Here is a 24,030-nt window from a genome sequence, read left to right as displayed (position 1 = left end):
GCCACCACCCGAGGAGACACCCATGAACACTTCCCCCTTCGACCTCACCGGCCGGACCGCCGTCGTCACCGGAGCCAGCCGCGGGATCGGCCTGGCCATGGCCGAGGGCCTCGCCGCCGCCGGCGCCGACATCATCGGCGTCAGCGCGTCCATGCCCGCCACCGGCAGCGAGGCCGCGTCCCGCGTCGAGGCGCTGGGCCGGACGTTCACGCCGATGCGCGTGGACTTCTCCAGCCGCGACGAGGTCGGCGCCCTGGGCGAGGAGCTGGCCGGCCGCGGCGTCGACATCCTCGTCAACAACGCCGGCACCATCAAGCGCGCGCCGGCCGCCGAGCACTCCGACGAGTTCTGGGACGAGGTCGTCGCCGTGAACCTGTCCTCGCAGTTCGTGCTCAGCCGCGCCGTCGGCCGGTCCATGCTGGAGCGCGGGCACGGGAAGGTCATCTTCACCGCGAGCCTGCTGAGCTTCCAGGGCGGCATCAACGTGCCCGGCTACGCGGCCGCCAAGTCCGGCATTACCGGCCTGACCAAGGCCCTGTCCAACGAGTGGGCCGGCCGCGGCGTCACCGTCAACGCGATCGCCCCCGGCTACATCGCCACGGACAACACGCAGGCCCTGCAGGACGACCCGGACCGCTCCGGGGCCATCCTGGAGCGCATCCCGGCCGGCCGCTGGGGCCAGGCGTCCGACCTCGCCGGGGCCACGGTGTTCCTGGCCAGCGCGGCCTCCGACTACGTCACCGGCGTCACCCTGCCGGTCGACGGCGGATGGATGGCCCGGTGATCCCCGCGCACGAGGCGGCGTTCGCGACCCTGTCCCGGGTCGGGATCGTGCCCGTCGTCGTGGTCGACGACCCCGCCCGCAGCTCCGACCTCGCCGACGCGCTCGTCGCCGGCGGCCTGCCGATCGCGGAGATCACCTTCCGCACGCCGGGCGCCGAGGCCGCGCTGCGGACCTTCGCCGACCGCCCGGACATGCTCGCCGGGGCCGGAACCGTGCTCACCGCCGACCAGGTGGACCTCGCCGCCGAGGCCGGGGCGCGCTTCATCGTCAGCCCGGGCTTCAGCACCGCGGTGGTGCGCCGCGCACAGGAGCTGGGGCTGCCCGTGCTCCCCGGCGTCGCCTCCGCCAGCGACCTGCAGGCCGCCGTCGCGGAGGGGATCGAGCGCGTCAAGCTGTTCCCGGCCAACCGACTCGGCGGCCCGGACATGATCGCGTCGCTCTCCGAGCCGTTCCCCGAGATGGGCTTCCTGCCCAGCGGCGGGGTGGGCCCGGGCAACGCGGCCGCGTACCTCGCGCAGCCGTCCGTGTTCGCGCTCGGCGGCAGCTGGATGGTGCGCCGCGATCTCGTCGCCGCCGGCGACATGGCGGCGGTGGCGCGGCTGAGCGCCGAGGCCGTCGCGCTAGTCGCGTCCCTGCGGGCCGGCGCCGGCACCGGGGTGTCGGCGTGAGCCTGCCGCCGGTCCTGCCCGCCGCGCAGTGCCGGTACGACGCCGTCGCGCTCGGCGAGGTCATGCTGCGGCTGGACCCGGGTGCCACGCGGATCCGCGCGGCGCGCAGCTTCGACGTCTGGGAGGGCGGCGGGGAGTACAACGTGGCCCGCGCGCTCTCCCGCACCTTCGGGCACCGCACGGCCGTGCTCACGGCGCTGGTGGACAACGAGGTCGGGCGGCTGCTCGAGTCGCTCATCATGGCAGGCGGCGTGGACCCGTCCTGGATCCGCTGGCGGGACTTCGACGGCACCGGGACCGCCACGCGCAACGCCCTGAACTTCACCGAGCGCGGCTTCGGGGTCCGCGGGGCGCTCGGCGTGTCCGACCGCGGCCACAGCGCGGCGTCGCAGCTGGGGCCGGCCGACTTCGACCTCGAGGAGCTGTTCGGCGTGCGCGGCGTCCGCTGGCTGCACACCGGCGGGATCTTCGCGGGGCTGTCCGCGTCGGCGTCGGCCTGCGCCGGCGCGGCCATGGAGCGCGCCCGCGCCGCGGGCGCGGTCGTGTCCGTGGACCTGAACTTCCGGCCCAGCCTCTTCCGGGGCGACGGCGGGGCGGAGCGCGCCCGCGCCACGTTCCACGGCCTCGCCGGCGGGGCCGACGTGCTGGTCGGCGGGTTCCAGGACTTCGCGGACCGGCTCGGCGTCCACGCGCCCGACGCCGCCGCGCCGGAGGCCGAGCGCTTCGCCGCGGTCGCCGAGCTGCTCATGGAGCGCTACCCGCGGCTGCGGGTGGTCGCCTCGACGGTGCGCCGCGCGACGTCGGCCTCCGTCAACGACTGGGGCGCGCGGGCCTACGCGCGCGGGGGCGGGTACGCGGAGTCGCGCGTGTTCCGCGACCTGGCGATCTTCGACCGGGTGGGCGGCGGCGACGGGTTCGTGGCCGGCTTCGCCCACGCGGTGCTCGACGGCGGGGACCTGCAAACGGCGCTCGAGTATGGGGCCGCGCACGGCGCGCTGGCCATGACGACGCCGGGCGACGGATCCATGGCCTCGCTCGCCGAGGTGCGCAGCCTGGCGGCGGACGCCGGGCACGGCGAAAGCCGGTAGCCCCGGACGGGCGCGGCGCGCGGGGACCTGTGGCGCGCCGCGCGCCGCGCCGCACCCCCGCCGCAACGTGCCGGAGGGGCATGTGATTCGCGCAACACGTTTCGGAGGGCATAGCATTCCCTCGTTGGGCGCATCACTCCGCCCACTGAACCGGGGGAATGACATGCGTGGAAAAGCGCTCAAGGCTGCCGTTTTCGCCGCCGTTTCGGCACTCGTCCTGTCGCTCGCGCCGACGGCACAGGCGGCCGGGACCGTGGACGAGGCCGGGCCCGAACTGCTCTCGGCCACGAGGACCACCGGCGACGTGATCTCCGCGGAAGCCCCGGACGCCCGGGTCGCCGTGCAGGCCACCGACCCGAGCGGGGTCCGGTGGATCGGCGTCTGGATTGCCACGGACAGCACCGCGGCGCCCGGCGAGTGGGAGTTTTCCAGCGGCATCGAGCCTGCCTCCACGACGCGGAGCGAGGTGCCCGTGTGGTCCTACCCCGAAGACGACCGCGCGAACCCCCAGCCCCAGACGCTGACGGTCACGCGCATCGAGATGCTCGATACCCTGAACAACCGAAGCGTGGTGACCGACCGCGCGATCCTCGATCCGCTGGGCTACCGTGTCGACAACCCGATGTACGACGGCGATGCCCCGGTGGTCGAGTCCATCGATGTCGAGCCCGACGTGGTCCGGCCCGGCGGAGAAGTCGTCGTCACCGCGGTCGTGCGGGACGACAGCGCGGTCCACTATGGGAGCCTCACTCTCTGGGGTGACCAGTTCCTGAGAACGCCCCTCGACACGGTGGAGAGCGAGGTCGTCCGCGGCGAGGGAACGTCAACGATCCGGACCGTCTTCCGTGCCCGCCAGGACACTCCTTACGCGAGCTACCCCGTGAAGATCCACGCCTACGACAGGTTCTCCAACGCCCTCAAGGGCGCTGCCGGTGTCTCGATCGTCGTCGACGATCCCGAATACGCGGCCGGGACGGTCAGGATCGACGGAGACCGGCAAGTCGGCCAGAGCCTGTCCGCAGTGGCCGTGGACTGGGATCCCGCGGTATCGCTCTCCTACAGCTGGAGGAGTCGGGGTAGCGATGTGGCCTCCGTCGCGTCGGTCCCACTGGGAGCCCCCATGTTGTGGGACGACTTGTTGCTGGTTGTCACGGGGACCTGGCCGGACGGCACGGTTCGGTCCCGTGAGAAGTGGAGCGGCGCCATTCACCAGGGGGTGCTGGCGATTTCACCGCCGGAGATCGGCTCCACGGGTGCCGTAGGAAGCCCCATGACGTTCCACCAGGAGGTTCCCGACATGGCGTGGGCGCCGGGCGACCGTCTGGTCTATTGGCTGCGCGACGGAAAGCCGATCGAATATGCCTCCGCGGCGTCGTATGCGCCGACCGCCGCGGACCTGGGGCACCGCATCTCGGTGCGGACAATCCACCGCCCGCGCGGATACGTCGAGCTGGTCCAGGAGTCCGCGCCCGTCGTCGTCGGCCACGGGACGCTCACGGCCCCGAACCCGACCGTTGGCGGTTCCGTCTGGCGCGTCGGCCGGGTCCTGACCGTCTCCACTGGCGTGTGGACCACCGGAACGCAGCGGAGCTATCAGTGGCAGCGCGACGGCAAGAACATCGCCGGCGCCCGGTACCGCTCCTACACGCCGACGGCGGCCGACCGGGGCGCCCGGCTGGGAGTCCGCGTGACGGGAACGAACCCCGGCTACACGAGCGTCAGCCGTTTCTCGAACGTCAAAACCGTGGGCGTCGGCCTCCTGGCGTCGACCGCGCCGAAGGTCAACGGCACGTCCCGGGTGGGAGGCCGGCTGACCGCCGTCGCCGCCGGCTGGACCGACGGGACCTCGTTCAGGTACCAGTGGCAGCGCGATGGCCGGAACATCCCCGGTGCGACGGGGAGCACCTATGTTCCTGGCGCCGCTGACCTCGGCAAGAAGGTTCGCGTCCACATGGTCGGCAGCAAGGCCGGCTACACCTCCGTCGCCCGCACCTCCGCGCCGCGGTGGGTCGGCTACGGCGTCCTGAAGAGCTCCATCCCGACGTTCTCCGGGACGCCCAAGGTCGGCTCCCGCGTGACGGTCTCGCCCGGGACGTGGACCCCGGGAACCACGCTGACCTACCAATGGACGCGTGACGGCGCGAAGATCGGCGGCGCCACCGGCCGCGTCTACACGGTGCGCGCGGCGGACCGGGGCCGCGCCCTGTCCGTGTGGGTCACCGGTTCGAAGCCCGGCTACAGCCGGGTCGGCTACGAGGCGTTCGTTCGGGTCCGCTGACCGGCGCGGCCCCGCCGTCGTATCGACGCGTTTTGTCCGTGGGCCGAACGACGACGGCCCCCTTCCTCGCGGAAGAGGGCCGTCGTGATTCCCGTGGTTGTGGGTCCCGTGGTCAGCGCAGTTCGGACGGCTGCACGTGGTCCATGTCGTCGAACGCCTGGTTCTCGCCGGCCATGGCCCACACGAACGAGTAGCTGCCCGTCCCGAAGCCGCAGTGCAGGGACCAGCTCGGGGAGATGACGGCCTCGCGGTCCGCGACGATCAGGTGGCGGCTCTCGGTCGGCTCGCCCATGATGTGGACAACGCGGTGCTCGGGGGCGACGTCGAAGTACAGGTAGCACTCCGTGCGGCGGTCGTGGGTGTGCGCGGGCATGGTGTTCCACATGCTGCCCGTCTGCAGCTCCGTGACGCCCATGACAACCTGGCAGCTCCTCACGCCGTCGGCGTGGATGTACTGGTTGATCGTGCGCTCATTGGAGGTCTCCGACGAACCGAGCTGGCGGCGCGTGCCCTCGCCGGCGCGGGTGAGCGTGGTGGGGTAGCTGGCGTGGGCCGGCGCGGAGAAGACGTAGAACGCGGCCGGGTCCCCGGCGGCGTCGCTGGCGAAGTCCACCTCGACCGCGCCGCGGCCGACGTAGAGGCACGAGCCCTTCTCCATCGGGTGGCGCTCGCCGTCGACGGTGACGGAGCCGGACCCGCCGACGTTCACGATGCCGGCCTCGCGGCGCTCGAAGAAGATCTCGGTACGCAGCTGGTCGAAGCTGGTCATCCGGATCGCGGAGTCGGTCGGGACGGCGCCCGCCAGGACGATCCGGTCCTCGTGCGTGTAGGTGGCCCGGAGCTCGCCCGCGGCGAAGAGGTTGTCCACGAGGTAGTTCTCGCGCAGCGCGGCCGTGTCGAACGTGGGGACCTGCGTGGGGTGGGTGGCGTGCCGGAGTTCCATGTGGTGCCTTTCGGGCTGCTGGACATCTTTATGGAATGGGTTTCCATTTAGTTCCATAGTGATATACATCCTGCGCAAAGGCAACAGGCCATGCGGTCGCTCCCGCTGGTCGGGCTTGTCGGGGCGCCCGGGTGGCCTCGGCGTCGACAGGGTTGTTCCCCCGCTGGTCGAGCTTGTCGAGACCCCCGGGTGGGCTCGGTCTCGGTCTCGACAGGCTCGACCTACTTTTGGCTGGGTCTCGACAGGCTCGACCTACTTTTGGCTGGGTCTCGACAGGCTCGACCTACTTTTGGCTGGGTCTCGACAGGCTCGACCTACTTTTGGCTTGGTCTCGACAGGCTCGACCTACTTTTGGCTTGGTCTCGACAAGCTCGACCTACCGGACGGCCTACGCCCGGGTCAGGGCCGAGAGGTAGGAGCCGTAGCCGCTCTTCACCAGCGGCTCGGCCAGGGTGGTGAGGTCCTCGGCGCCGATGTAGCCCATGTGCCAGGCGGCCTCCTCCGGGCAGCCGATGCTCATGCCCTGGCGGGTGGAGAGCGTGCGGATGAAGTTGGACGCGTCGTTGAGCGACTCGAAGGTCCCCGTGTCCAGCCAGGCCGTGCCGCGCGGCAGGACGCACACGCTCAGCGCGCCGGCCTCCAGGTAGGTGCGGTTCACGTCGGTGATCTCCAGCTCCCCGCGGGGCGAGGGCGCGAGGCCCTTGGCGATCTCGACGACGTCGTTGTCGTAGAAGTACAGGCCCGGGACGGCGTAGTTGCTCCGCGGGGCCGCGGGCTTCTCCTCGAGCGAGACCGCCCGCCCGTCGGCGTCGAACTCCACGACGCCGTAGGACCGCGGATCCGCGACGTGGTACCCGAAGATCGACGCGCCGTCGACGTCGGTGAGCTTCTGCAGCTGTGTCCCGAGGCCGGGGCCGTAGAAGATGTTGTCGCCCAGGACCAGGGCCACCTTCTCCGCGCCGATGTGCTCCTCGCCGATGAGGAAGGCCTGCGCGAGGCCGTCGGGGGAGGGCTGGGACCGGTACGTGAGGTTGACGCCCCACTTCCGGCCGTCGCCCAGCAGTCGCCTGAACTGGTCGGCGTCCTGGGGCGCCGTGATGATCAGGATGTCCGTGATCCCGGCCAGGATGAGCGTCGACAGCGGATAGTAGATCATCGGCTTGTCGTACACCGGCACCAGCTGTTTGCTGATCCCGAGCGTGATCGGATGAAGCCGCGACCCAGTGCCCCCCGCAAGTATGATCCCCCGCATGGCGCGACTTTACAGCTTTTCAACTGAAAAGAAACTAGTTAGCCTCAGACCCATGCAGACCATCTTGGTCACGGGGGGTGCCGGCTTCATCGGGTCCAACTTCGTGCGCCACCTCCTCGAACGGACCGACGCCCGCGTCACGGTGCTGGACAAGCTCACCTACGCGGGGAACCTCGCGTCACTGGACGGCCTGGACCCCGCCCGCCTCGAGTTCGTGCGTGGCGACGTGTGCGACGCCGGACTGGTGGACACGCTCGTGGCCCGGGCCGACGCCGTCGTGCACTTCGCGGCCGAATCGCACAACGACAACTCGCTGGAGGACCCCCGCCCGTTCGTGGACACGAACATCCTGGGGACCTTCACGCTGATCGAGGCCGTTCGCCGCCACGGGACCCGGTACCACCACATCTCCACGGACGAGGTCTACGGCGACCTCGCGCTCGAGGACCCGGCCCGGTTCACGGAGGAGGCCCCGTACGCGCCCTCCAGCCCGTACTCGGCGACGAAGGCCGGATCCGACCTGCTGGTCCGCGCCTGGGTCCGGTCCTTCGGCCTGCTGGCCACCATCAGCAACTGCTCCAACAACTACGGCCCGCACCAGCACGTCGAGAAGTTCATCCCGCGCCAGATCACCAACGTGCTCGACGGCGTCCGGCCCCGCGTCTACGGCGAGGGGCGCAACGTGCGCGACTGGATCCACGCCGCCGACCACTCCTCGGCCGTGTGGGCGATCCTGCGCGGCGGCCGGATCGGGGAAACGTACCTGATCGGCGCGGACGGGGAGCGCAGCAACCTCGACGTCGTCCGCGGCATCCTGGGGATCATGGGCCAGCCCTCCGACGCCTACGACCTCGTCGCGGACCGGCCGGGCCACGACCTGCGCTACGCGATCGACCCCACGAAGCTGCGCACCGAGCTAGGGTGGGCCCCGGAGTACCCGGACTTCGCCGCCGGGCTGGAGGACACCGTCCGCTGGTACCGCGACAACGAGCCGTGGTGGCGGCCGCAGAAGGAAGCCACCGAGGCGCGGTACGGCGCTCGCGCCGGGTAGCGGCGGCGGGACGCCTGCCCGGACGAACGCCCGGGCACGACGGCGGGGCACCCGTCCGGCGCGGCCGGACAGGGACGACAGGGGGGCGCATGGAATTCTCGCGGGAACTGGCGGTGACCGCCGTCGGGCCGATTCCGGGGCTGGCGGTCGTGGACCTGCCCGTGCACGGCGACGGCCGGGGATGGTTTAAGGAGAATTGGCAGCGGTCCAAGATGGTCGCGCTCGGGCTGCCGGACTTCGGGCCGGTCCAGAACAACGTCTCCTTCAACGGGGCGGCCGGCACCACGCGCGGGATCCACGCCGAGCCGTGGGACAAGTACGTCTCGGTGGCGGCGGGCCGCATCTTCGGGGCGTGGGTTGACCTGCGCGAGGGCCCCACGTTCGGCAACGTGTTCACCGCCGAGCTGGACCCCTCGCGCGCGGTGTTCGTGCCGCGCGGCGTGGGCAACGCCTTCCAGACGCTCGAGGACGCCACCGCCTACACGTACCTCGTGAACGACCACTGGTCTGCCGACGCCCAGGCGCGCTACACCTACCTCAACCTGGCCGACGCGACCGCCGCCATCCCGTGGCCCATCCCGCTGGAGCGGGCCGAGCTCTCGGACCGCGACCGCGGGCACCCGGCGCTCGCCGACGTCGTGCCCATGGCCCCGCGCCGCACCCTGGTCCTCGGGGCCGGCGGCCAGCTCGGTGCGGCGCTGCGTGGCGCGTTCGCCGGGAACGGGGCGGTGGAGTTCGCCGGCCGGGACGACCTCGACCTGGCCGATCCCGCGGCCTTCGCGCGGCGCGACTGGTCGGCCTACACCGCCGTCGTCAACGCCGCCGCGCACACGGCCGTCGACGCGGCCGAGACCCCGGAGGGGCGGCGCACGGCGTGGGCGGCCAACGTCGCCGGGGTGTCCCGGCTGGCCCGGGCGTGCCTGGAGCACGGCATCACGCTGGTGCACGTCTCCAGCGACTACGTGTTCGACGGCGACGGGGTCGACGAGAACGGTGGGATCGGCGGGAACGGCGGCGACACCGGCCACGGGGAGGACGAACCGCCCTCGCCTCTGGGCGTCTACGGACAGACCAAGGCCGCCGGCGACGCGGTGGTGTCCGTGCTGCCGCGCCACTACGTCGTCCGCACCAGCTGGGTGGTGGGCTCCGGGGCGAACTTCGTGCGCACCATGGCCGCGCTCGCCGACCGCGGCGCCGAGCCCCGGGTCGTGGAGGACCAGACCGGGCGGCTGACCTTCGCGGACACGCTGGCGGCGGGCATCGCGCACCTGCTCGACTCCGGCGCACCCTACGGCACCTACAACATCACGAACGACGGCGGCGCGCTGAGCTGGGCGGACGTCGCGCGCGAGGTCTTTGCCGCCCGCGGTCGCCCGCGGTCGGCCGTGCGCGGGGTCAGCACGCGGGAGTACGACGACGGCGTGGCGGCCGCCGCCGACAGAGCGAGCGCCGGCGCGAACAGCGCGACCGGCGATGGCGCGGGCGCCGGGGGAACCCGCCGGGCGCCGCGGCCCGCCCGGAGCCTCCTGCGCCTGGAGAAGATCAAGGCCGCCGGGTTCGACCCGCCGGACCAGCTGGACGAGCTCCGCCGGTACCTCGAGGCGGGGGAGGGGTAGACCCATGGGTTCGGTCTCGGTCTCGACAAGCTCGACCAGCGGCTCGACCAGCGGGTTTGTGGGCTCGGGCTCGGGCTCGGGCTTGGTCTCGACAGGCTCGACCAGCGGATCGACCAGCGGTTTGTTCACCTATGCACCGGGAAGAGGTCTCACATGACTGTTAATGGACAGGTGTCCTTCTGGTACGCCGCCACCGGCGTGCCCACCCCGCGTCCGCCGCTGCCCGGGGACCTGGACGCGGACGTCGCGATCGTGGGCGCCGGCTACACCGGGCTCTGGACCGCCTACTACCTCAAGCGCGCGGAGCCGTCGCTGAACGTCGTCGTGCTGGAGTCGCGCTTCGCCGGGTTCGGCGCGTCCGGGCGCAACGGCGGCTGGCTCGCGAACACCATCACGGGTGGGCGCTCCGGGTACGAGCGCACCCACGGGCGCGCCGCCGTCGGGCGTTTCCAGACCCTGCTCAAAGAGACGGTGGACGAGGTCATCGCCGTCGCCGCGGCCGAGGGCATCGACGCGGACGTCGCCAAGGGCGGCGAGCTGCTGGTGGCCCGGAACCCCGCCCAGCTGGCGCGCCTCGGCGAGCTCGCCGCCGAGGAGGCGCGCTGGCCCGAGGACGACGCGCGGCTGCTCTCCGCCGCCGAGGCGCGCGAGCGCGTCAACGTCGCCGGAACGCTCGGCGGCCTGCACATCCCGCACTGCGCGCGGATCCACCCGGCGAAGCTGGTCCGCGGGCTGGCCGACGCTGTCGAGCGCCTCGGCGTGCCGATCTACGAGGACACCGAGGTCACCGAGATCCTGCCCGGGGAGGCCCGCACGCGCCGCGGCAGCGTGTTCGCCCGGCACATCCTGCGCGCCACCGAGGGGTTCACCGCGAACCTCAAGGGGCTGCACCGCGAGTGGCTGCCGATGAACTCCTCGATGGTCGTCACCGAGCCGCTCGCCCCGGCGACGTGGGACGGGATCCGGTGGGACGGGCTGGAGACGCTCGAGGACCTCGCCCACGCGTACGTGTACCTGCAGCGCACGGCCGACGGGCGGATCGCGATCGGCGGCCGGGGCGTCCCGTACCGCTTCGGCTCCCGGACGGACATGGACGGCGCCACGCAGGAGCGCACCGTCGCCCTGTTGACCGGGATCCTGCAGGACATGTTCCCCGCGCTGCGCGGTACCCGGATCGACCACGCGTGGGCCGGTGTCCTGGGGGTCCCGCGGGACTGGAAGGCCACCGTGGGCTACGACCCGGCCACCGGCCTGGGCTGGGCCGGCGGGTACGTGGGCACCGGCGTCACGGCCACCAACCTCGCCGGCCGCACGCTCACGGACCTGGTCCGCGGGGAGTCCACCGAGCTGACCGCGCTGCCGTGGGTCAACCGCCGCATCCGCCGCTGGGAGACCGAGCCGGTGCGCTGGCTGGGCGTGCAGGCCATGTACGCGCTGTACCACCGGGCCGACCGGAGCGAGCGGACCGGGCGGGCGACCACCTCCCCGCTGGCCGTGTTCGCGGACAGGATCTCCGGGCGCGGCCACTGACCGCGCACGACGCCGGCGCGCCGGCCTACGCCCGGCGGGCCTCGGGCCCGTGCGTCTCGTACATCCGCACGGCCACGAGCGTCGCGGACACCGCGCTCACCCCGGCCGCCGCCCACACCGCGGCGTGCAGGCCCAGCGCGTCGGCGACGATGCCGCCCAGGACCGCGCCGACGGCGTAGCCGAGGTCGCGCCAGACCCGGTAGACGCCGACGGCTCGGCCGCGCCACGCCGGGTGGGCGACGTCGCCGACGACCGCGAGCAGGGTCGGGTAGACCATCGCGGTGCCGGCGCCGAGCAGGACCGTGCCGACGGCCCAGGTGCCGAAGCCGTCGCCCAGGGCGATGACCACAAGCGCGGCGGACTGGAGGGCCATGCCGGCCGTGATCAGGTGCTTGCGGCCGATCCGGTCGGACAGCGCGCCGGTGACCAGCTGGCCCACGCCCCACACGCCGGGGTAGAGCGCGAAGAGCAGCCCGATCTGGGCCACCGGCAGGTGGGCGGTGGCGAAGAGCAGCGGGAACAGCCCCCACGAGAGGCCGAAGTTGAGGTTGTTGACCAGCCCGGCCTGGCTGGCGGAGGACAGGGCGGGCTCGCGCAGGCTGGTGAGCGCCACGATCTGCCGGTCGGTCAGGTCGGCGCGCAGGGGCGGGTTCGCGGTGTCCGCGCGCGGGAGCACACCAGGATTGGCCGCCGGCGCGGCGTGCGGGGCCGCCTTATGCAGGGCCGCCTCGAGCCGGGCGTGGCCGCGGGTCTCGCGGATGAAGACCCCGGAGAGCAACAGCGCCAGCGCGGCGTAGAACAGGCCCAGCAGGAAGGGCGCGGGGCGCAGGCCGTAGTCGGCCGCGAGGTAGCCGGCGAGCAGCGACGTCACGGCCACCGCCCCGTAGCCGGCCGCCTCGTTCAGTCCCATGGCCAGGCCGCGCTGCCGCGGGCCCACCAGGTCGATCTTCATGACGACGGTGGTGGACCAGGTCAGCCCCTGGTTGATGCCCAGCAGCACGTTCGCGGCGACCACCCAGCCCCAGCTCGGCGCGAAGATCAGCATCAGCGGCACGGGGAGGGCGAACAGCCAGCCGACCAGCAGGACGGGCTTGCGCCCGTAGCGGTCAGAGAACGTCCCGGCGAAGTAGTTGGCGATGGACTTGGTGATCCCGAAGGCGGCCACGTACGTGAAGATGAACGTGTAGCCGGTGAGGCCGAACACCGACTGGGCGAGCAGCGGCAGGACCGTCTGCTGCTGGCCGACCATGCCGCCGACCAGGGCGTTGACGGCCACCAGCAGCGCGAACTGCGCGGCGTTGGCGCCCAGTCCCAGGCGAATCGGGCGCACGGGGGCGGACACCGCCCCGCCGGTGGGTGGGGCGGTGTCCATGGCCTTAGCGGGCGTCGGCCGTCTGGCGGGCGCCGTCGAAGGCCTCCCAGGCGGCGTAGCTGCCGTCGAGCTCGACGACGTCGTAGCCGGCGCGGCGCAGCGCGCTGGCGGTCACGGAGTTGCGCACGCCGCTCTGGCAGTAGGTCACGATGGTGCCCTCGGCCGGGAGCTCGTCCAGGTGCCACAGGGCGCGGCCGCCGCTGAGCTGGTGCGCGCCCGGGATGTGCCCGGCCGCGAACTCGGTCTTGTTGCGCACGTCCAGGATCATCGCGGCGTCGAAGCCCTCGAGCTCCTCCGGCTGGATCAGCCGCGGGGTCTCCATTGGCAGGCCGGCGAGGTCGGTGACGTAGCCGGAGACCTTGTCGATCCCCACGCGGACCAGGTGGTCCCACATGTCCTGCGCGTGCTCCTGGTCCCGGGCCAGCAGGACCAGCGGGCGGGAGTCGCGCTCGGGGTCGATCACCCAGGCGCCGTAGCTGGCGACCGACTTGCCGGCGGGGACGTTCACGGAGCCGGCGACGGTGCCGTGGTGCACGTCGTCGTGCTGGCGGGTGTCCACGAAGGTCACGGTGTCCGCGGCGAGGTCGCGGGCGACCTCCCCGGCGGGGAGCTCGGCCAGCGGGGCGCGCTCGCCCATGACGGCCGGGCCCTCGCGGTTCTCGCGCTTCATGCGGCCGAAGTAGGCGTGGGCGTCCGGCTGCCCGTCGAGGAGCTCGTCGATGAAGCCCTGCTCGTCGTTGGCCTCGAGGAACGGGCCCCACCAGGAGTAGAGGCGCTCGTAGCCGACGGTGCTGGACGGGATCGCGCCGAGCGCCTTGCCGCAGGCGCTGCCCGCGCCGTGGGCCGGGTAGACCTGGACGTAGTCGGGCAGGGTGAGGAACTTGTCGCGGAGGCTGCGGAAGAGCTGCTTGGCGCCCTCGAAGCGGGTGTCGATCCCGCCGGCGGCCTCGTCGAGCAGGTCCGGGCGGCCGAGGTCGCCGGAGAACACGAAGTCGCCGGAGAGCAGGTAGCCGGGCTGGTCGCTGAACGCGCCGTCGGTGACCAGGAAGGACAGGTGCTCCGGGGTGTGCCCGGGGGTGTGGACGGCCTGGACGGAGATGTTGCCGATGGTGATCGCGTCGCCGTCGTGCAGCCGCTCGCCGTCGAACCCGTACTGCCAGTCCTCCCCGCCCTCGCCGGAGACGTAGATCTTCGCGCCGGTCGCGGCCGCGAGTTCGCGGGTGCCGGAGAGGTAGTCGGCGTGGATGTGGGTCTCGGTCACGGCGACGATCTTCATGCCGTTCTTCTCCGCGAGCGCCTGGTAGCCCGCGATGTCGCGGCGGGCGTCGACCACTACGGCCTCGCCCTTGCGCTGGCAGCCGATGAAGTAGCTGGCCTGGGCGAGGTCCTCGTCGTAGATGCGTTCCAGAAGCATGTTCTCTCCTTCGGTGCGATGGTGGTTCGGAATACCCCTGGGGTATCCCTCTGCATCTAACGATAATACCCTAGGGGGTATGTGGCAAGTCCCCGCGGCCACCGGGCGCGGCGGGACCGCCCGACTGCGCCACCGCCTAGACTGGGCGCATGCTGGTCCTCGCCATCGACACCTCCGCCGTCGCCTCCGCCGCCCTGCTGAAGTCGCACGGCGACGACGGCCGCGCCGAGGTCCTCGAATCCTTCTCCTCCGCGGAGACCAACACCCACGCCGAGGTCCTCGCCCCCGCGATCGAGGGCATCCTCGCGCAGGCCGGCGTCGCGGGGGCGGACGTCGACCGGATCGTCGTCGGCGTCGGGCCCGGCCCGTTCACCGGGTTGCGCGTCGGCATCGCGACCGCGCGCACGCTCGGCTTCGCGTGGGGCGTGCCGGTCGACGGCGTGGCCAGCCTCGACGCCGTCGCCTGGGACGCGGCGTCCGATCCCGCGGGCGCGCCGCGCGGCGACTTCACCGTGGCCACCGACGCCCGCCGCCGGGAGCTCTACTGGGCGCGCTACGCCCCGGACGGCGGGCTGCTCGACGGCCCCCACGTCTCCGCGGCGGAGTCCCTGCCCGCCGGCCCCGTCTACGGCCGCGGGGCCGGGCTCTACGCGGAGCGCCTCGCCGCCGTCGGGGCGACCGCCGTCGAGGCCTTCGCCGGGCGCCAGCCGCACGCCGCGTCGCTGGGCGCCTCCGCGCTCGCCCGGCTGGCCCGCGGCCGCGAGCTGCTGCCCACGACGCCGCTGTACCTGCGCGAGTCGGACGCGAAGGTCCCCGCCGCGATGAAGCCGCGGGGCCTCGCGCCGTGACCGGCTCCGTGAGCGGCGCCGAGCCCGGCTCCGAGCCGGGCGCCGAGTCCGGTTCCGAGGCCGGCGCCGCGACGGGCGGATGGGCGATGCGCGACATGACCGCGGCGGACATCCCCGCCGTGCACGCCCTGGAGGTCCGGCTCTTCCCGTCCGACGCGTGGCCGGAGCGGATGTTCCGCGAGGAGCTCGCCCAGGCCCGGACCCGCGCCTACTGGGTCGTCGAGGACGACGGCGGGATCGTGGCCTACTGCGGCCTGATGTGCGTGCTGCCGCTGGCGGACGTGCAGACGATCGCCGTCGTGCCCGAGCGCGAGGGCCGGGGGATCGGGACCGCGCTGCTGAACCGGCTGGTCGCCGAGGCCGGAGCCCGCGGCGCCGAGGACGTGCTGCTCGAGGTCCGGGCCGACAACCCCCGCGCCCAGGCGCTGTACGTGCGGTTCGGGTTCGAGCAGATCCACGTGCGCCGCGGCTACTACCCGGGCGGGGTGGACGCGCTGATCATGCGCAAGACGCTGCCCGGCGCATCGGACGGGGATAGCGGCGGCGGGCACGTGTCCGCGTAGCCGTCGGATGCGAGTTCGTTTCCTTGGGCTACTATGGGCGCCACAGGCGTCTGATGGGGGTGCCCGGGACAGAATCGACGGCCTATGCTGCATCGCGGACACCGATACTCACGATCCACCGCCCTCCTCGGCGCCGCCTTGAGCCTGGGCCTCGGCGCGGGACTCGCGCTCGGGGCCGCGGCGCCGGCGTCGGCCGCCTACCCGGCCGCGTGGCCCGCGGCCCCCGCCCTGCCGGCTGGAACCGCGCTGTCGGTGGGGACCGCGCTGTCGGCGGGAACCGCGCTGACGGTGGGGATCGCGCTCCCGGCGGGAACCGGCGTCGTGCCGGCCGCGTCCGCGCATGCCGTGCCGGCGGCCGCGGCGGGGCTCGCGCCCGCCCACTGGTCGGCCGGAGCGCTGCTGGTCGCGGTGCCCGCCGCGCCCCCGCGGAACCCGGCGGGCGTCGGCGTGCTCGTGAACCGGCAGCATCCCCTGTCGCCGAAGACCTACGTGCCGCGCCTGCAACGCGTCGCCGGCACGTCGGTCTACCTGCAACCCACGGGGGCGGGAGCCTACGCGAAGATGGCGGCGGCGTCGCGCAGGGCGGGCGTCACCCTGCGCGCGACGTCGAGCTACCGCTCCTACGCGGCCCAGCGGACCCTCCTGGCCAACTACACGCGGTGGTACGGGGCCGCGTACGCGAACCGCGTCGTGGCGCCGCCGGGAACCTCCGAGCACCAGACGGGCCTGGCCGTGGACGTCAGCACCGCCGGCGGCGCGGGCGCGTGGCTGGCCCGGAACGGCCACCGCTACGGCTTCATCCTGCGCTATCCGCGCGGCCAGGAGGGGGTGACGGGCTACGCGTACGAGCCCTGGCACTACCGCTATGTGGGGACGGCGATCGCCTCCGCCATGAAGAGCCGCGGCACGCCGACCCTGGAGCACCACTACGGCGTGGCGCGCGGCACGACGGCGACCACCACCGCCAACCTCAACCTGCGCGTCGCCGCCAGCACGACGCAGCGCGTCCTGCGGGTGATCCCGCGCGGCGCGAGGGTGGCCCTCACCGGAAAGAGCAGCGGCTCGTGGCACCAGGTCAAGTACGGCTGGGCCACGGGGTGGGTGTCCGGGGCGTACCTGCGGTAGGCGGCGTCAGCTCGCCCGGCCGAGGCTCCTCGGCAGGACGCCGGTCGGCGCCAGCGACGGCACCGCGGGTGCCGGCCCCCCAAGGGCCGGCACCTCCGCGGTCCGCGCCCGCAGGTCCCCCGCCAGCCCGCGCAACGCGGAGACCGTCCGTTCCCCAAGAACGTCCAGCTCCGCCAGCAGGGCCTCGGCGGCGGCCCACGACGCGTCCGGCCCCAAGCCGGTCGCCGTGGTGGTCGCCGCGCCGCGGCCGATCAGCGCGTGCAGGCGGTCGCCCGCGCCCGCCAGCGGGAGCGCGCCCGCCATGCAGGCGCCCGACTTCAGCGACAGCGCGGCATCGAGTCCCTCGGCGATGTCGCGCCGGCCGATCGCACCGCGCAGGCGCTCCCGGCGGGCGGGCCACAGGGCGACGAACCGTTCGAAGAACGCCAGCGCCGCCTCGGGTCCGACCGTCTCCACCAGCTCGCCGACGACGGCGGCGCTCACCAGAGCGTTGCCGTGCGGCGGGGTGCCGGAGGTGCGGGGATCCATGTGTCGATTGTGCGCCGGGCCGATGCGGGGGCCGCGCAAGGTCCCCGCAAATTCGCCACAAACCGGGCGCGGGCACGCTGCGGCGATCTTGAGCAAAAATTGCGTTGACGCTGATCTTGATCTTGCGGATCGGCCTGCAGGATGGGGCCACGGCCGGACGGCAACCCGGCCCGTGACGCAACGGCTGGACGGCAACCCAGCCCGTGACGTTGACCGTTCGGAACTTGCCATGGGGGCCTGTTCCGCACGGTCAGTCGCGTTTAACGGCCGTTTCGCCCGGCTGGACCCGCTGCGCGGCCGCGGCCGCGGCGGCCCGGGTGGCGGGCGTGCGGGCCGCGCGCAGGGCAAGCTCCAGCTCGAAGCGCGTGCGCGGGTCCTCGAGCTCCTCGCCGAACAGCTCGCGCAGCTGCGCCACCCGGTATCCGACCGTCTGCGCGTGGATGCCCAGCTCCTCCGCCACGGGGGCCCGCTGCCCCCAGTGCCGCAACCAGCTCAGGAGCGTCTCCTCCAGGCGCTCGCGCTGCGTGGCCCGCAGTTCGCGGAGCGGTTCCAGCCGCTGCGCGGCCAGCTCGGCGATCGCCGTCGGCTCCGCCCCCAGGACGATTTCGCTCAGGTGCTCGTCCGCCCAGACCGGCAGCCCGTCGGCCACCTGTTCGGCCGACGCCGCCGACGCCGCCAGCACGGCCAGCCGGAGGGAGTCCGCCACGCGGCCCCAGTCGGCGGGCGGCCCCACCACGGCCCCGCGGCCGTGCAGAGCAGACGTCAGTTCCGCGCGGGCCGTCAGGGTGCCGCGCGCCGGCACGAGGGCGACGACGTCGGTCTCGCGCTCGACCACCAGGGCGCCGTTGCCCAGGCGCATGCGCAGCCCGGGGGAGTTCTCCACCGGGACCGTCACCACCAGCATCCGCGCCGGCAGCACCCAGTCGGCCATCGCGGCGGCCTGGCGCAGCGAGCTCTCCTCCGTCTGGCCCGTGAGCAGCAGGCCCAGCAGGTCCTTGCGTCGGCGCTCCACCTCCCCGGCGCGCTCCGACTGCTCGAACGCGTACGCCTCGGCGCTCACGGCCGAGAGCTCGTCGATGTAGGCGAGGATCGATTCGCCCAGGTTGACGACCACGCTGGACCCGAGGTCGTTGTCCATGGAGATCTTCGAGAGTTCTCGGAACGTCACGCGCGCCCCGGAGCGGTAGGCCCCCAGCAGGGCGTCCATGCTGCGGCCCTGCCGGAACTCGCCGCTGCCCAGCCCCGCCACCAGCAGCCGTGTCTCGGGCGAGAGCGCGGGCATCGAGGTGCCGGGCAGGTCCAGGAAGCGGTCCAGCGCCCCCGCGACCCCGCGGCGGAGCCCGCGGCCGAAGCGGCCCTCGATGGGGCGCGCGTAGGCGGGGACGAGCTGCGGGACAGCGTTGATGATCGATTCGACGACGGCGGGCAGGAACGGGCGCAACACGTCGCTGACCTCGCGCGGGAGGGCCAGCCAGGGCGGGTCCACGGTGCTGAAGTACGGTTCGGGGGTGGTTCCGTCCGCCATCACAGAACCCTTTCTTTGTCTCGGTTGAATAGTTTCCGCGGTCCAATCGTATGCTCGGCAAGGAGAAATATGACGCGTGCCGTCATATGATTGATACATGATCCGGCTACGTTCGCTGGCTCAAGCCGCATCCGTCCTCACACACCCGCTCACCGCGGAGGATGTTCTTTCGCTGTTTGACCCGGTGTTTTCCCATCGACAACTCCGCGGAGTCGTCACGCTCGTCGTGCGCGAGACCCCCAACTCGTCGACCATCTACTTCCGGCCCGGCCGCGGGTGGAAGGCCCATGAGGCGGGGCAGTGGGCGCGCATCGGCGTCGAGCTCGACGGCGTCCGCCACTGGCGCTCGTACTCCCTCAGCGCCGCCGCGGGCCAGGACCCGGCGATCACCGTGACCGACGCCGGTTCCGTCTCCGGCACGCTGGTCCGCGAGACGAAGCCGGGCGACATCCTGTTCCTGGCGCCGCCGCAGGGCGACTTCACGCTTCCCGAGCACCCGCGCCCCCTCCTGATGCTCACCGCGGGCAGCGGCATCACCCCCGTGATGTCGATGATCCGCACGCTCGTCCCGCGCCGGCCCGACGCCGACGTGGTGCTGGTCCACTCCGCCCGGAGCCCCGAGGACAGCCTGTTCCTGGAGGAGCTGCGCGAGCTGGCCGACCAGTTCCCGAGCTTCCGGTTCGTCGAGCGGTTCACGGCCGAGTCCGGCCGGCTGGACCTCGAGACCAGCGCGGAGCTCGACGAGCTCTGCCCGGACTGGAGCGGGCGGGCCGCCTACGCCTGCGGCCCCGAGAGCTTCCTGGACGCCACCGAGCGCCTGTGGGAGTCCGCCACCGGCACCTCGGGCTCCACGGACCTGATCATCGAGCGCTTCAGCACCGACCTCGCCGGCGGCGAGGGCCAGGAGGGCGGACTCGTCACCTTCGAGGCGTCCGACCGCGAGATCGAGGCGCCCGGCGACGCGACGTTGCTCGATGTCGGCGAGGATGCCAATATCCTGATGCCTAGCGGATGCCGCATGGGCATCTGCCACAGTTGTCTCACCCCGCTTCGCGCCGGGAAGGTCCGTGACCTCCGCACCGGGGAGGTCCACGGCGAACCCGGCGAACTGATCCAGACGTGCGTCTCGGCTGCCGCCGGACCCGTCAACCTCGACCTCTGAGGAGAGCACACCGCATGACAACCACAGCAAACCGCCCCGCCCCGCACGCCGAGGCCCCGGCCCGCCCGACGACGGCGAAGCCCCGCCCCGGCGCCCTCGCCGAGACCGGCTCGCCGAGCGTGCGCCCGCCGTCGGCCGCGCACCTCACGGACGAGCAGGTGGCCGAGCTCGGCCGCGAGCTCGACGCCGTCCGCGACGAGGTGCTGGCCAAGCGCGGCGCCGCCGACGCGGCCTACATCCGCCGCGTCATCAAGCTGCAGCGCGCGCTGGAGATCGGCGGCCGCGTGGCCCTGCTCGGCTCCCGCAACCGGGTCGCCTGGGTCGCCGGCACCACGATGCTCAGCTTCTCGAAGATCATCGAGAACATGGAGATCGGACACAACGTCCTGCACGGCCAGTGGGACTGGATGCGCGACCCGGACATCCACTCCACCACCTGGGAGTGGGACTTCGTGACGCCGGCCCGCGCCTGGCAGCACACGCACAACGACCTGCACCACCGGTGGACCAACGTCATCGGCAAGGACCGCGACGTGGGATACAACGTCCTGCGCGTGGACAAGGACCAGCCGTGGAAGCCCGCGAACCTGCTCAACCCGTTCATCAACGCCGGTCTGGCCCCGGTGTTCGAGTGGGGGATCGCGCTCTACGACCTGGAGCTGGACCGCGTGAAGTCCGGCGAGAAGTCCAAGGAGGAGCTGCGCAAGGACCTCAAGGCCCTGGGCCGCAGCGCCCTGCACCAGTTCACCAAGGACTACGCGGCCACCCCGGCCGTGGCCATGCTCACGGGCTCCGGCAAGCAGGCGCTGATCGGCACGATCACCGCCAACGCCGTCCGCAACGTCTGGGCGCACGCCGTCATCTTCTGCGGCCACTTCCCCGAGGGCGCCGAGACGTTCTCGGAGGAGATGGTCGAGGGCGAGACGCGCGGCGACTGGTACGTGCGCCAGATGATCGGCTCCGCCAACATCTCCGGCTCCAAGTTCATGCACTTCATGACGGGCAACCTCTCGCACCAGGTCGAGCACCACCTGTTCCCGGACCTGCCGTCCAACCGGTACGCCGAGGTGGCGCCCAAGGTCCGCGACATCTGCAAGCGCTACGGCCTGCCCTACAACACGGGTCCGTTGCTCAAGCAGGTCGGCTCCACCTGGGGCAAGATCTTCCGCCTGGCCCTGCCGTAACCCGCGGGCGCGGAGCGGCGGCGCCAGCCGCCCACGCCGCGCACCCAGGACGACACAGATGCCCCCACCGGATTTCGGTGGGGGCATTTGTCGTTGCCGCAGACGTCCCCTTCCGAAGACTCTTTGGGATTTTTCTGGTCAACAAGAACTTCAGGTCACATACTGGTCAAGCGGGCAGCACGCTCGCAGGGGGACCGCGTGGGGACGCGGGTTGGGGGGAGGTGAACCGGCCATGGCGCATGATCTGGCCGCGGGCGAGGTTGCCCTGCCGGCGATGCTTCAGACGCGGGTCCGCGACCGCCGGAGGGATTGGCGGGAAGCGACGACGCGGCGCCTGAGGGCGTCCGACGCCGCCGCGCTCGCCGCGGCGGCCCTCGGCGCACACCTCCTGGTCGGGGCTCCCGACGCCGCCGGCCAGACGTCGGCCCGCATGGAGGTGGCCGTTCCCGCCGCCGCGTACTGGGCCGTGGTCTGCGCCTTCCCGGTCGCCTGGTGGTTCATGTTGGGGCTCTGGGGCGCCCGCGACGCCCGCAAGGTGGGGGCGGGCCGGCGCGAGGGCAAGCGGATCGTCCTCGCTTCCACCTACCTGCTGGGCGCCGTGTCGGTCGCCTCCTACGCCTGGGGATGGGACGTGGCCCACGCCTACGTCCTCGCCGTCTGGCCCCTGGGGTTCGCCCTCCTCTGCGCGACGCGGCTCGCCCAGCGCCGGCGGTTGGCCGCGCTCCGGGCCGCGGGGTCGGCCGTGTGCCGGGTCGTCCTGCTGGGCGGGTCCGCCGAGGTCGCCCACCTGCGGCACTGCCTGTCCTCGCCGCCGCACTCCGGCTACCTGCCGGTCGCCGGGATGCTGCCGTTCGGTGCCGGGTCGCTCACCCCGCCGACGGCCGGCGAGCACGCCGCCGGATCGCACGCGACCGGTTCGCACGCCGCCGCGCCAACCCCGGGCGCCGCGCCGCCGGGGCTGCCCCTGTTCCGGACCGGCGGCGGCATCGAGGACGTCCTGGGCCTCGCCGCGGAGCGGCGGGCGGACGCGGTCGCCGTCACCGGCGGCAGCGGGCTGGACCCGGGCGCGCTGCGCGAACTGGGGTGGAGGCTGGCCGAACGCCACATCGACCTGATCATGGCGCCCGCACTGGTCGACGTCGCCGGGCCGCGCATCCACGTGGAGCCGCTGGCCGGGCTTCCCCTGATCCACGTGGGCGCGCCCCGGCTGGAGGGCGGTCAGGCGTTGGCCAAGCGGGTGTTCGACGTCGTCGCCTCCGGCGTCGGCCTGGTGGTCTTCGCGCCGCTGATGCTGCTGGCCGCGGTGCTGGTGCGGCTTGAGAACCAGGGCGGCGCGGTGTTCCGGCAGCAGCGGGTGGGCCGCGCGGGGGAGCCGTTCACCATGCTGAAGCTGCGCTCCATGGTGGCGGACGCCGAGGGCCTGCTGCCGCACCTGCTGATGTTCGACGACGGCAACGGCGTCCTGTTCAAGATGCGCCGCGACCCGCGGGTCACCCGCGTCGGCGCGTGGATCCGCCGCTACAGCATCGACGAGCTGCCGCAGCTGTGGAACGTGTTCGTCGGCGACATGAGCCTGGTGGGGCCGCGGCCGCACCTGGTCGCCGAGACCGGCCGGTACGGCGGCCACGTCCACCGGCGGCACCTGGTCAAGCCGGGGATCACCGGCCTGTGGCAGGTCAGCGGGCGCTCCCGGCTGTCCTGGGAGGAGAGCGTCAGGCTCGACCTCTACTACGTGGAGAACTGGTCGCTTCTGCAGGACGTCTCCATCCTGCTGCGGACCGTGCGCGTGGTCCTGACCAGGGACGGTGCGTACTAGGTGCCGGCCGCAGCGATCCGCCGCCCCCTCCTGATCCCGGACCGGCCCTCGTCCATCCTCGTCGGCCGCATTGCGGCGAGCGCGCTCGGCCTGGTCAACGCGCCGCTGGTGGCGCGCGCGCTCGGGCCGGAGGGCCGCGGGGAGACGGCCGCGGCGCTGGCCGCCTTCTACCTCGTCCCGATCCTGCTGTCGATGGGCCTGCCGCTGGAGGTGCGCCGGCTGGCCGCGGGCGGCGACTACGCCGCCGTCGTCCGGTCCGCGCGCTGGGCCGCGGCGGCGCTGGTGGTCCCGGCCTTCGCCGTCGGGCTGCTCTGCGCGCGCTACCTGCTGGTCGGGTTGAGCCCCGGCGAGGCCGCGGCGGCCGTGGCCGGCATCGCGCTGGCGCCGCTGATGGTGGTGTGGATGTGCGACGAGAGCGTCCTGCTGGCCCGCCAGTCCTACGCCGGCGTGGCGCTCATGCAGCTCACCCTGCCGCTGGCGAACACCGCCCTGCTCGTCGCGGGGGCGCTGCTGCAGCTCATGAGCGTCTCCTGGGTCATGCTCTCCTACGGCGCCGGAACGGTCCTCACGGCGTGCGTCGGCTGGGCGTTGGTGCGCGTCCGGCTCCGGGGCCCGGTGTACCCGCTGCGCCGCCTCGTCCGCGGCGGGGCCTCGTTCGCGGGCGGCTCCGCGGCGGAGGCCGCGTCGAACCGGGCGGACCAGCTGATCGCCCTGCCGCTCATCGGCGCCGCGCAGGCGGGCTACTACTCGGTCGCGGTCACGATCGCCTCGATCCCCGTGGGGCTGGCCCACGCGCTCGGCGCCAGCGAACTGCGGCGGCTCGCCGAGACCCCGCCGGAGCTGCTGCTGGCCGCGCAGCAGGCGGCCGTCCGGCGCGCCGTCGCGATCGGCGCGGCCCTGTGCGTCCTCCTGGCCGTCGCCACACCGGCCGGCCTGGCCATCCTCTTCGGCCCGGAGTTCGCCCCGGCGGTCCCGGCCACGTGGATCCTGCTCGGCGGAGCGGTGCTCGCGGTGCTGAACTACGTGGCCTCCACGGCGCTGCTCGTGGGCAACCGGGGGCGCGCGATGACCTGGGCGCAGGCCGCCGGCGCGGTCTCCGGCGTCGTGTTCCTGCTGCTGGCCGGTCCGCTGTGGGGCGCCGCGGGGGCCGCCGCGGCCGCGGGGGCGTCGTCCGCCGTCGCGGGCGCGCTGCTCCTCAGGTCGCTGGGCGGCGGCTGGCGGCCGTACGTTCCCCGCCCCGAGGACCTGCGCCTCGCCTGGACCAGGCTGGTGGCCCGGTGAGG

Annotated in this window: 20 protein-coding genes; 14 read left to right on the top strand and 6 right to left on the bottom strand. The window is 73.1% G+C overall.

What is annotated here, in order from left to right; genetic code table 11:
* Nucleotides 1–22 precede the first annotated feature (22 nt).
* The 4 genes from ACETWP_RS04910 (at nt 23) to ACETWP_RS04895 (ending at nt 4,818) form a co-directional block, all read left to right on the top strand.
* On the top strand, nt 23–784 hold the full coding sequence (locus tag ACETWP_RS04910) for an SDR family oxidoreductase (protein ID WP_373971099.1): 762 nt from the start codon (nt 23–25) through the stop codon (nt 782–784).
* Nucleotides 781–1,452, top strand: a complete 672-nt coding sequence (gene eda, locus ACETWP_RS04905; protein WP_373971098.1) for a bifunctional 4-hydroxy-2-oxoglutarate aldolase/2-dehydro-3-deoxy-phosphogluconate aldolase — start codon at nt 781–783, stop codon at nt 1,450–1,452. The genes ACETWP_RS04910 and eda overlap by 4 nt, the downstream gene beginning before the upstream one ends.
* Nucleotides 1,449–2,540 (top strand): sugar kinase, encoded by a 1,092-nt coding sequence (locus ACETWP_RS04900; RefSeq protein WP_373971097.1) that lies wholly within the window; start codon nt 1,449–1,451, stop codon nt 2,538–2,540. The genes eda and ACETWP_RS04900 overlap by 4 nt, the downstream gene beginning before the upstream one ends.
* A gap of 163 nt (nt 2,541–2,703) precedes the next feature.
* A complete protein-coding gene (locus tag ACETWP_RS04895) occupies nt 2,704–4,818 on the top strand; it encodes a hypothetical protein (RefSeq protein WP_373971096.1) in 2,115 nt (704 codons plus the stop codon).
* 112 nt (nt 4,819–4,930) lie between these two features.
* On the opposite strand, the gene kduI is transcribed toward ACETWP_RS04895, so the two are convergent.
* Both kduI and rfbA read right to left on the bottom strand, forming a co-directional pair.
* Complete coding sequence (kduI, locus tag ACETWP_RS04890; RefSeq protein WP_373971095.1) at nt 4,931–5,761, bottom strand: 5-dehydro-4-deoxy-D-glucuronate isomerase; 831 nt, start codon at nt 5,759–5,761, stop codon at nt 4,931–4,933.
* A gap of 388 nt (nt 5,762–6,149) precedes the next feature.
* Nucleotides 6,150–7,013, bottom strand: a complete 864-nt coding sequence (rfbA, locus tag ACETWP_RS04885) for a glucose-1-phosphate thymidylyltransferase RfbA (protein WP_373971094.1) — start codon at nt 7,011–7,013, stop codon at nt 6,150–6,152.
* 52 nt (nt 7,014–7,065) lie between these two features.
* On the opposite strand from rfbA, the gene rfbB reads away from it, so the two are divergent.
* From rfbB to ACETWP_RS04870, 3 genes are all read left to right on the top strand, one after another.
* Complete coding sequence (rfbB, locus tag ACETWP_RS04880; RefSeq protein ID WP_373971093.1) at nt 7,066–8,064, top strand: dTDP-glucose 4,6-dehydratase; 999 nt, start codon at nt 7,066–7,068, stop codon at nt 8,062–8,064.
* A gap of 89 nt (nt 8,065–8,153) precedes the next feature.
* Nucleotides 8,154–9,680, top strand: a complete 1,527-nt coding sequence (locus ACETWP_RS04875; RefSeq protein WP_373971092.1) for a sugar nucleotide-binding protein — start codon at nt 8,154–8,156, stop codon at nt 9,678–9,680.
* A 153-nt stretch (nt 9,681–9,833) separates the two neighbouring features.
* Nucleotides 9,834–11,210, top strand: coding sequence for an NAD(P)/FAD-dependent oxidoreductase (locus tag ACETWP_RS04870; RefSeq protein ID WP_373971091.1), 1,377 nt, complete (start codon nt 9,834–9,836; stop codon nt 11,208–11,210).
* A gap of 25 nt (nt 11,211–11,235) precedes the next feature.
* Here ACETWP_RS04870 and ACETWP_RS04865 read toward each other — a convergent pair whose 3' ends face one another.
* Nucleotides 11,236–12,582 (bottom strand): MFS transporter, encoded by a 1,347-nt coding sequence (locus ACETWP_RS04865; RefSeq protein WP_373971090.1) that lies wholly within the window; start codon nt 12,580–12,582, stop codon nt 11,236–11,238.
* Between the two features lie 4 nt (nt 12,583–12,586).
* Nucleotides 12,587–13,996, bottom strand: a complete 1,410-nt coding sequence (locus ACETWP_RS04860; RefSeq protein ID WP_373971089.1) for an MBL fold metallo-hydrolase — start codon at nt 13,994–13,996, stop codon at nt 12,587–12,589.
* Nucleotides 13,997–14,145: 149 nt separating this feature from the next.
* On the opposite strand from ACETWP_RS04860, the gene tsaB reads away from it, so the two are divergent.
* The 3 genes from tsaB (at nt 14,146) to ACETWP_RS04845 (ending at nt 16,532) form a co-directional block, all read left to right on the top strand.
* Nucleotides 14,146–14,844 (top strand): tRNA (adenosine(37)-N6)-threonylcarbamoyltransferase complex dimerization subunit type 1 TsaB, encoded by a 699-nt coding sequence (tsaB, locus tag ACETWP_RS04855; protein WP_373971088.1) that lies wholly within the window; start codon nt 14,146–14,148, stop codon nt 14,842–14,844.
* Nucleotides 14,845–14,930: 86 nt separating this feature from the next.
* On the top strand, nt 14,931–15,407 hold the full coding sequence (gene rimI, locus ACETWP_RS04850) for a ribosomal protein S18-alanine N-acetyltransferase (protein WP_373971318.1): 477 nt from the start codon (nt 14,931–14,933) through the stop codon (nt 15,405–15,407).
* Between the two features lie 84 nt (nt 15,408–15,491).
* Nucleotides 15,492–16,532 carry a D-alanyl-D-alanine carboxypeptidase family protein gene (locus ACETWP_RS04845; protein WP_373971087.1) on the top strand — a complete coding sequence of 347 codons (1,041 nt, stop codon included), beginning with the start codon at nt 15,492–15,494 and terminating at the stop codon, nt 16,530–16,532.
* Between the two features lie 6 nt (nt 16,533–16,538).
* On the opposite strand, the gene ACETWP_RS04840 is transcribed toward ACETWP_RS04845, so the two are convergent.
* Both ACETWP_RS04840 and ACETWP_RS04835 read right to left on the bottom strand, forming a co-directional pair.
* Complete coding sequence (locus ACETWP_RS04840) at nt 16,539–17,060, bottom strand: hypothetical protein (RefSeq protein WP_373971086.1); 522 nt, start codon at nt 17,058–17,060, stop codon at nt 16,539–16,541.
* A gap of 250 nt (nt 17,061–17,310) precedes the next feature.
* A complete protein-coding gene (locus ACETWP_RS04835; protein ID WP_373971085.1) occupies nt 17,311–18,585 on the bottom strand; it encodes a PucR family transcriptional regulator in 1,275 nt (424 codons plus the stop codon).
* Between the two features lie 97 nt (nt 18,586–18,682).
* On the opposite strand from ACETWP_RS04835, the gene ACETWP_RS04830 reads away from it, so the two are divergent.
* From ACETWP_RS04830 to ACETWP_RS04815, 4 genes are all read left to right on the top strand, one after another.
* Nucleotides 18,683–19,747, top strand: coding sequence for a ferredoxin reductase (locus ACETWP_RS04830; protein WP_373971084.1), 1,065 nt, complete (start codon nt 18,683–18,685; stop codon nt 19,745–19,747).
* A 14-nt stretch (nt 19,748–19,761) separates the two neighbouring features.
* Nucleotides 19,762–20,931 carry a fatty acid desaturase family protein gene (locus tag ACETWP_RS04825; RefSeq protein WP_373971083.1) on the top strand — a complete coding sequence of 390 codons (1,170 nt, stop codon included), beginning with the start codon at nt 19,762–19,764 and terminating at the stop codon, nt 20,929–20,931.
* Between the two features lie 232 nt (nt 20,932–21,163).
* Nucleotides 21,164–22,747, top strand: coding sequence for a sugar transferase (locus tag ACETWP_RS04820; RefSeq protein ID WP_373971082.1), 1,584 nt, complete (start codon nt 21,164–21,166; stop codon nt 22,745–22,747).
* Nucleotides 22,748–24,028, top strand: a complete 1,281-nt coding sequence (locus tag ACETWP_RS04815) for a lipopolysaccharide biosynthesis protein (RefSeq protein WP_373971081.1) — start codon at nt 22,748–22,750, stop codon at nt 24,026–24,028.
* Nucleotides 24,029–24,030: the final 2 nt, after the last annotated feature.

Origin of the sequence: Arthrobacter halodurans, assembly GCF_041877255.1 — a bacterium.
GTDB lineage: Bacteria > Actinomycetota > Actinomycetes > Actinomycetales > Micrococcaceae > Arthrobacter_N > Arthrobacter_N halodurans.
The sequence above is the reverse complement of the archived record's forward strand: the minus strand, read 5'-3'. Positions and strand labels throughout refer to the sequence as shown.

Bases quoted from the DNA above. Each gene is read 5' to 3' on its own strand.
- ACETWP_RS04910 (WP_373971099.1), top strand. From the start codon at position 23: ATGAACACTTCCCCCTTCGACCTCACCGGCCGGACCGCCGTCGTCACC.
- ACETWP_RS04895 (WP_373971096.1), top strand. From the start codon at position 2,704: ATGCGTGGAAAAGCGCTCAAGGCTGCCGTTTTCGCCGCCGTTTCGGCA.
- kduI (WP_373971095.1), bottom strand. From the start codon at position 5,761: ATGGAACTCCGGCACGCCACCCACCCCACGCAGGTCCCCACGTTCGAC.
- rfbA (WP_373971094.1), bottom strand. From the start codon at position 7,013: ATGCGGGGGATCATACTTGCGGGGGGCACTGGGTCGCGGCTTCATCCG.
- rfbB (WP_373971093.1), top strand. From the start codon at position 7,066: ATGCAGACCATCTTGGTCACGGGGGGTGCCGGCTTCATCGGGTCCAAC.
- ACETWP_RS04875 (WP_373971092.1), top strand. From the start codon at position 8,154: ATGGAATTCTCGCGGGAACTGGCGGTGACCGCCGTCGGGCCGATTCCG.
- ACETWP_RS04870 (WP_373971091.1), top strand. From the start codon at position 9,834: ATGACTGTTAATGGACAGGTGTCCTTCTGGTACGCCGCCACCGGCGTG.
- ACETWP_RS04865 (WP_373971090.1), bottom strand. From the start codon at position 12,582: ATGGACACCGCCCCACCCACCGGCGGGGCGGTGTCCGCCCCCGTGCGC.
- ACETWP_RS04860 (WP_373971089.1), bottom strand. From the start codon at position 13,996: ATGCTTCTGGAACGCATCTACGACGAGGACCTCGCCCAGGCCAGCTAC.
- tsaB (WP_373971088.1), top strand. From the start codon at position 14,146: ATGCTGGTCCTCGCCATCGACACCTCCGCCGTCGCCTCCGCCGCCCTG.
- rimI (WP_373971318.1), top strand. From the start codon at position 14,931: ATGCGCGACATGACCGCGGCGGACATCCCCGCCGTGCACGCCCTGGAG.
- ACETWP_RS04845 (WP_373971087.1), top strand. From the start codon at position 15,492: ATGCTGCATCGCGGACACCGATACTCACGATCCACCGCCCTCCTCGGC.
- ACETWP_RS04840 (WP_373971086.1), bottom strand. From the start codon at position 17,060: ATGGATCCCCGCACCTCCGGCACCCCGCCGCACGGCAACGCTCTGGTG.
- ACETWP_RS04835 (WP_373971085.1), bottom strand. From the start codon at position 18,585: ATGGCGGACGGAACCACCCCCGAACCGTACTTCAGCACCGTGGACCCG.
- ACETWP_RS04830 (WP_373971084.1), top strand. From the start codon at position 18,683: ATGATCCGGCTACGTTCGCTGGCTCAAGCCGCATCCGTCCTCACACAC.
- ACETWP_RS04825 (WP_373971083.1), top strand. From the start codon at position 19,762: ATGACAACCACAGCAAACCGCCCCGCCCCGCACGCCGAGGCCCCGGCC.
- ACETWP_RS04820 (WP_373971082.1), top strand. From the start codon at position 21,164: ATGGCGCATGATCTGGCCGCGGGCGAGGTTGCCCTGCCGGCGATGCTT.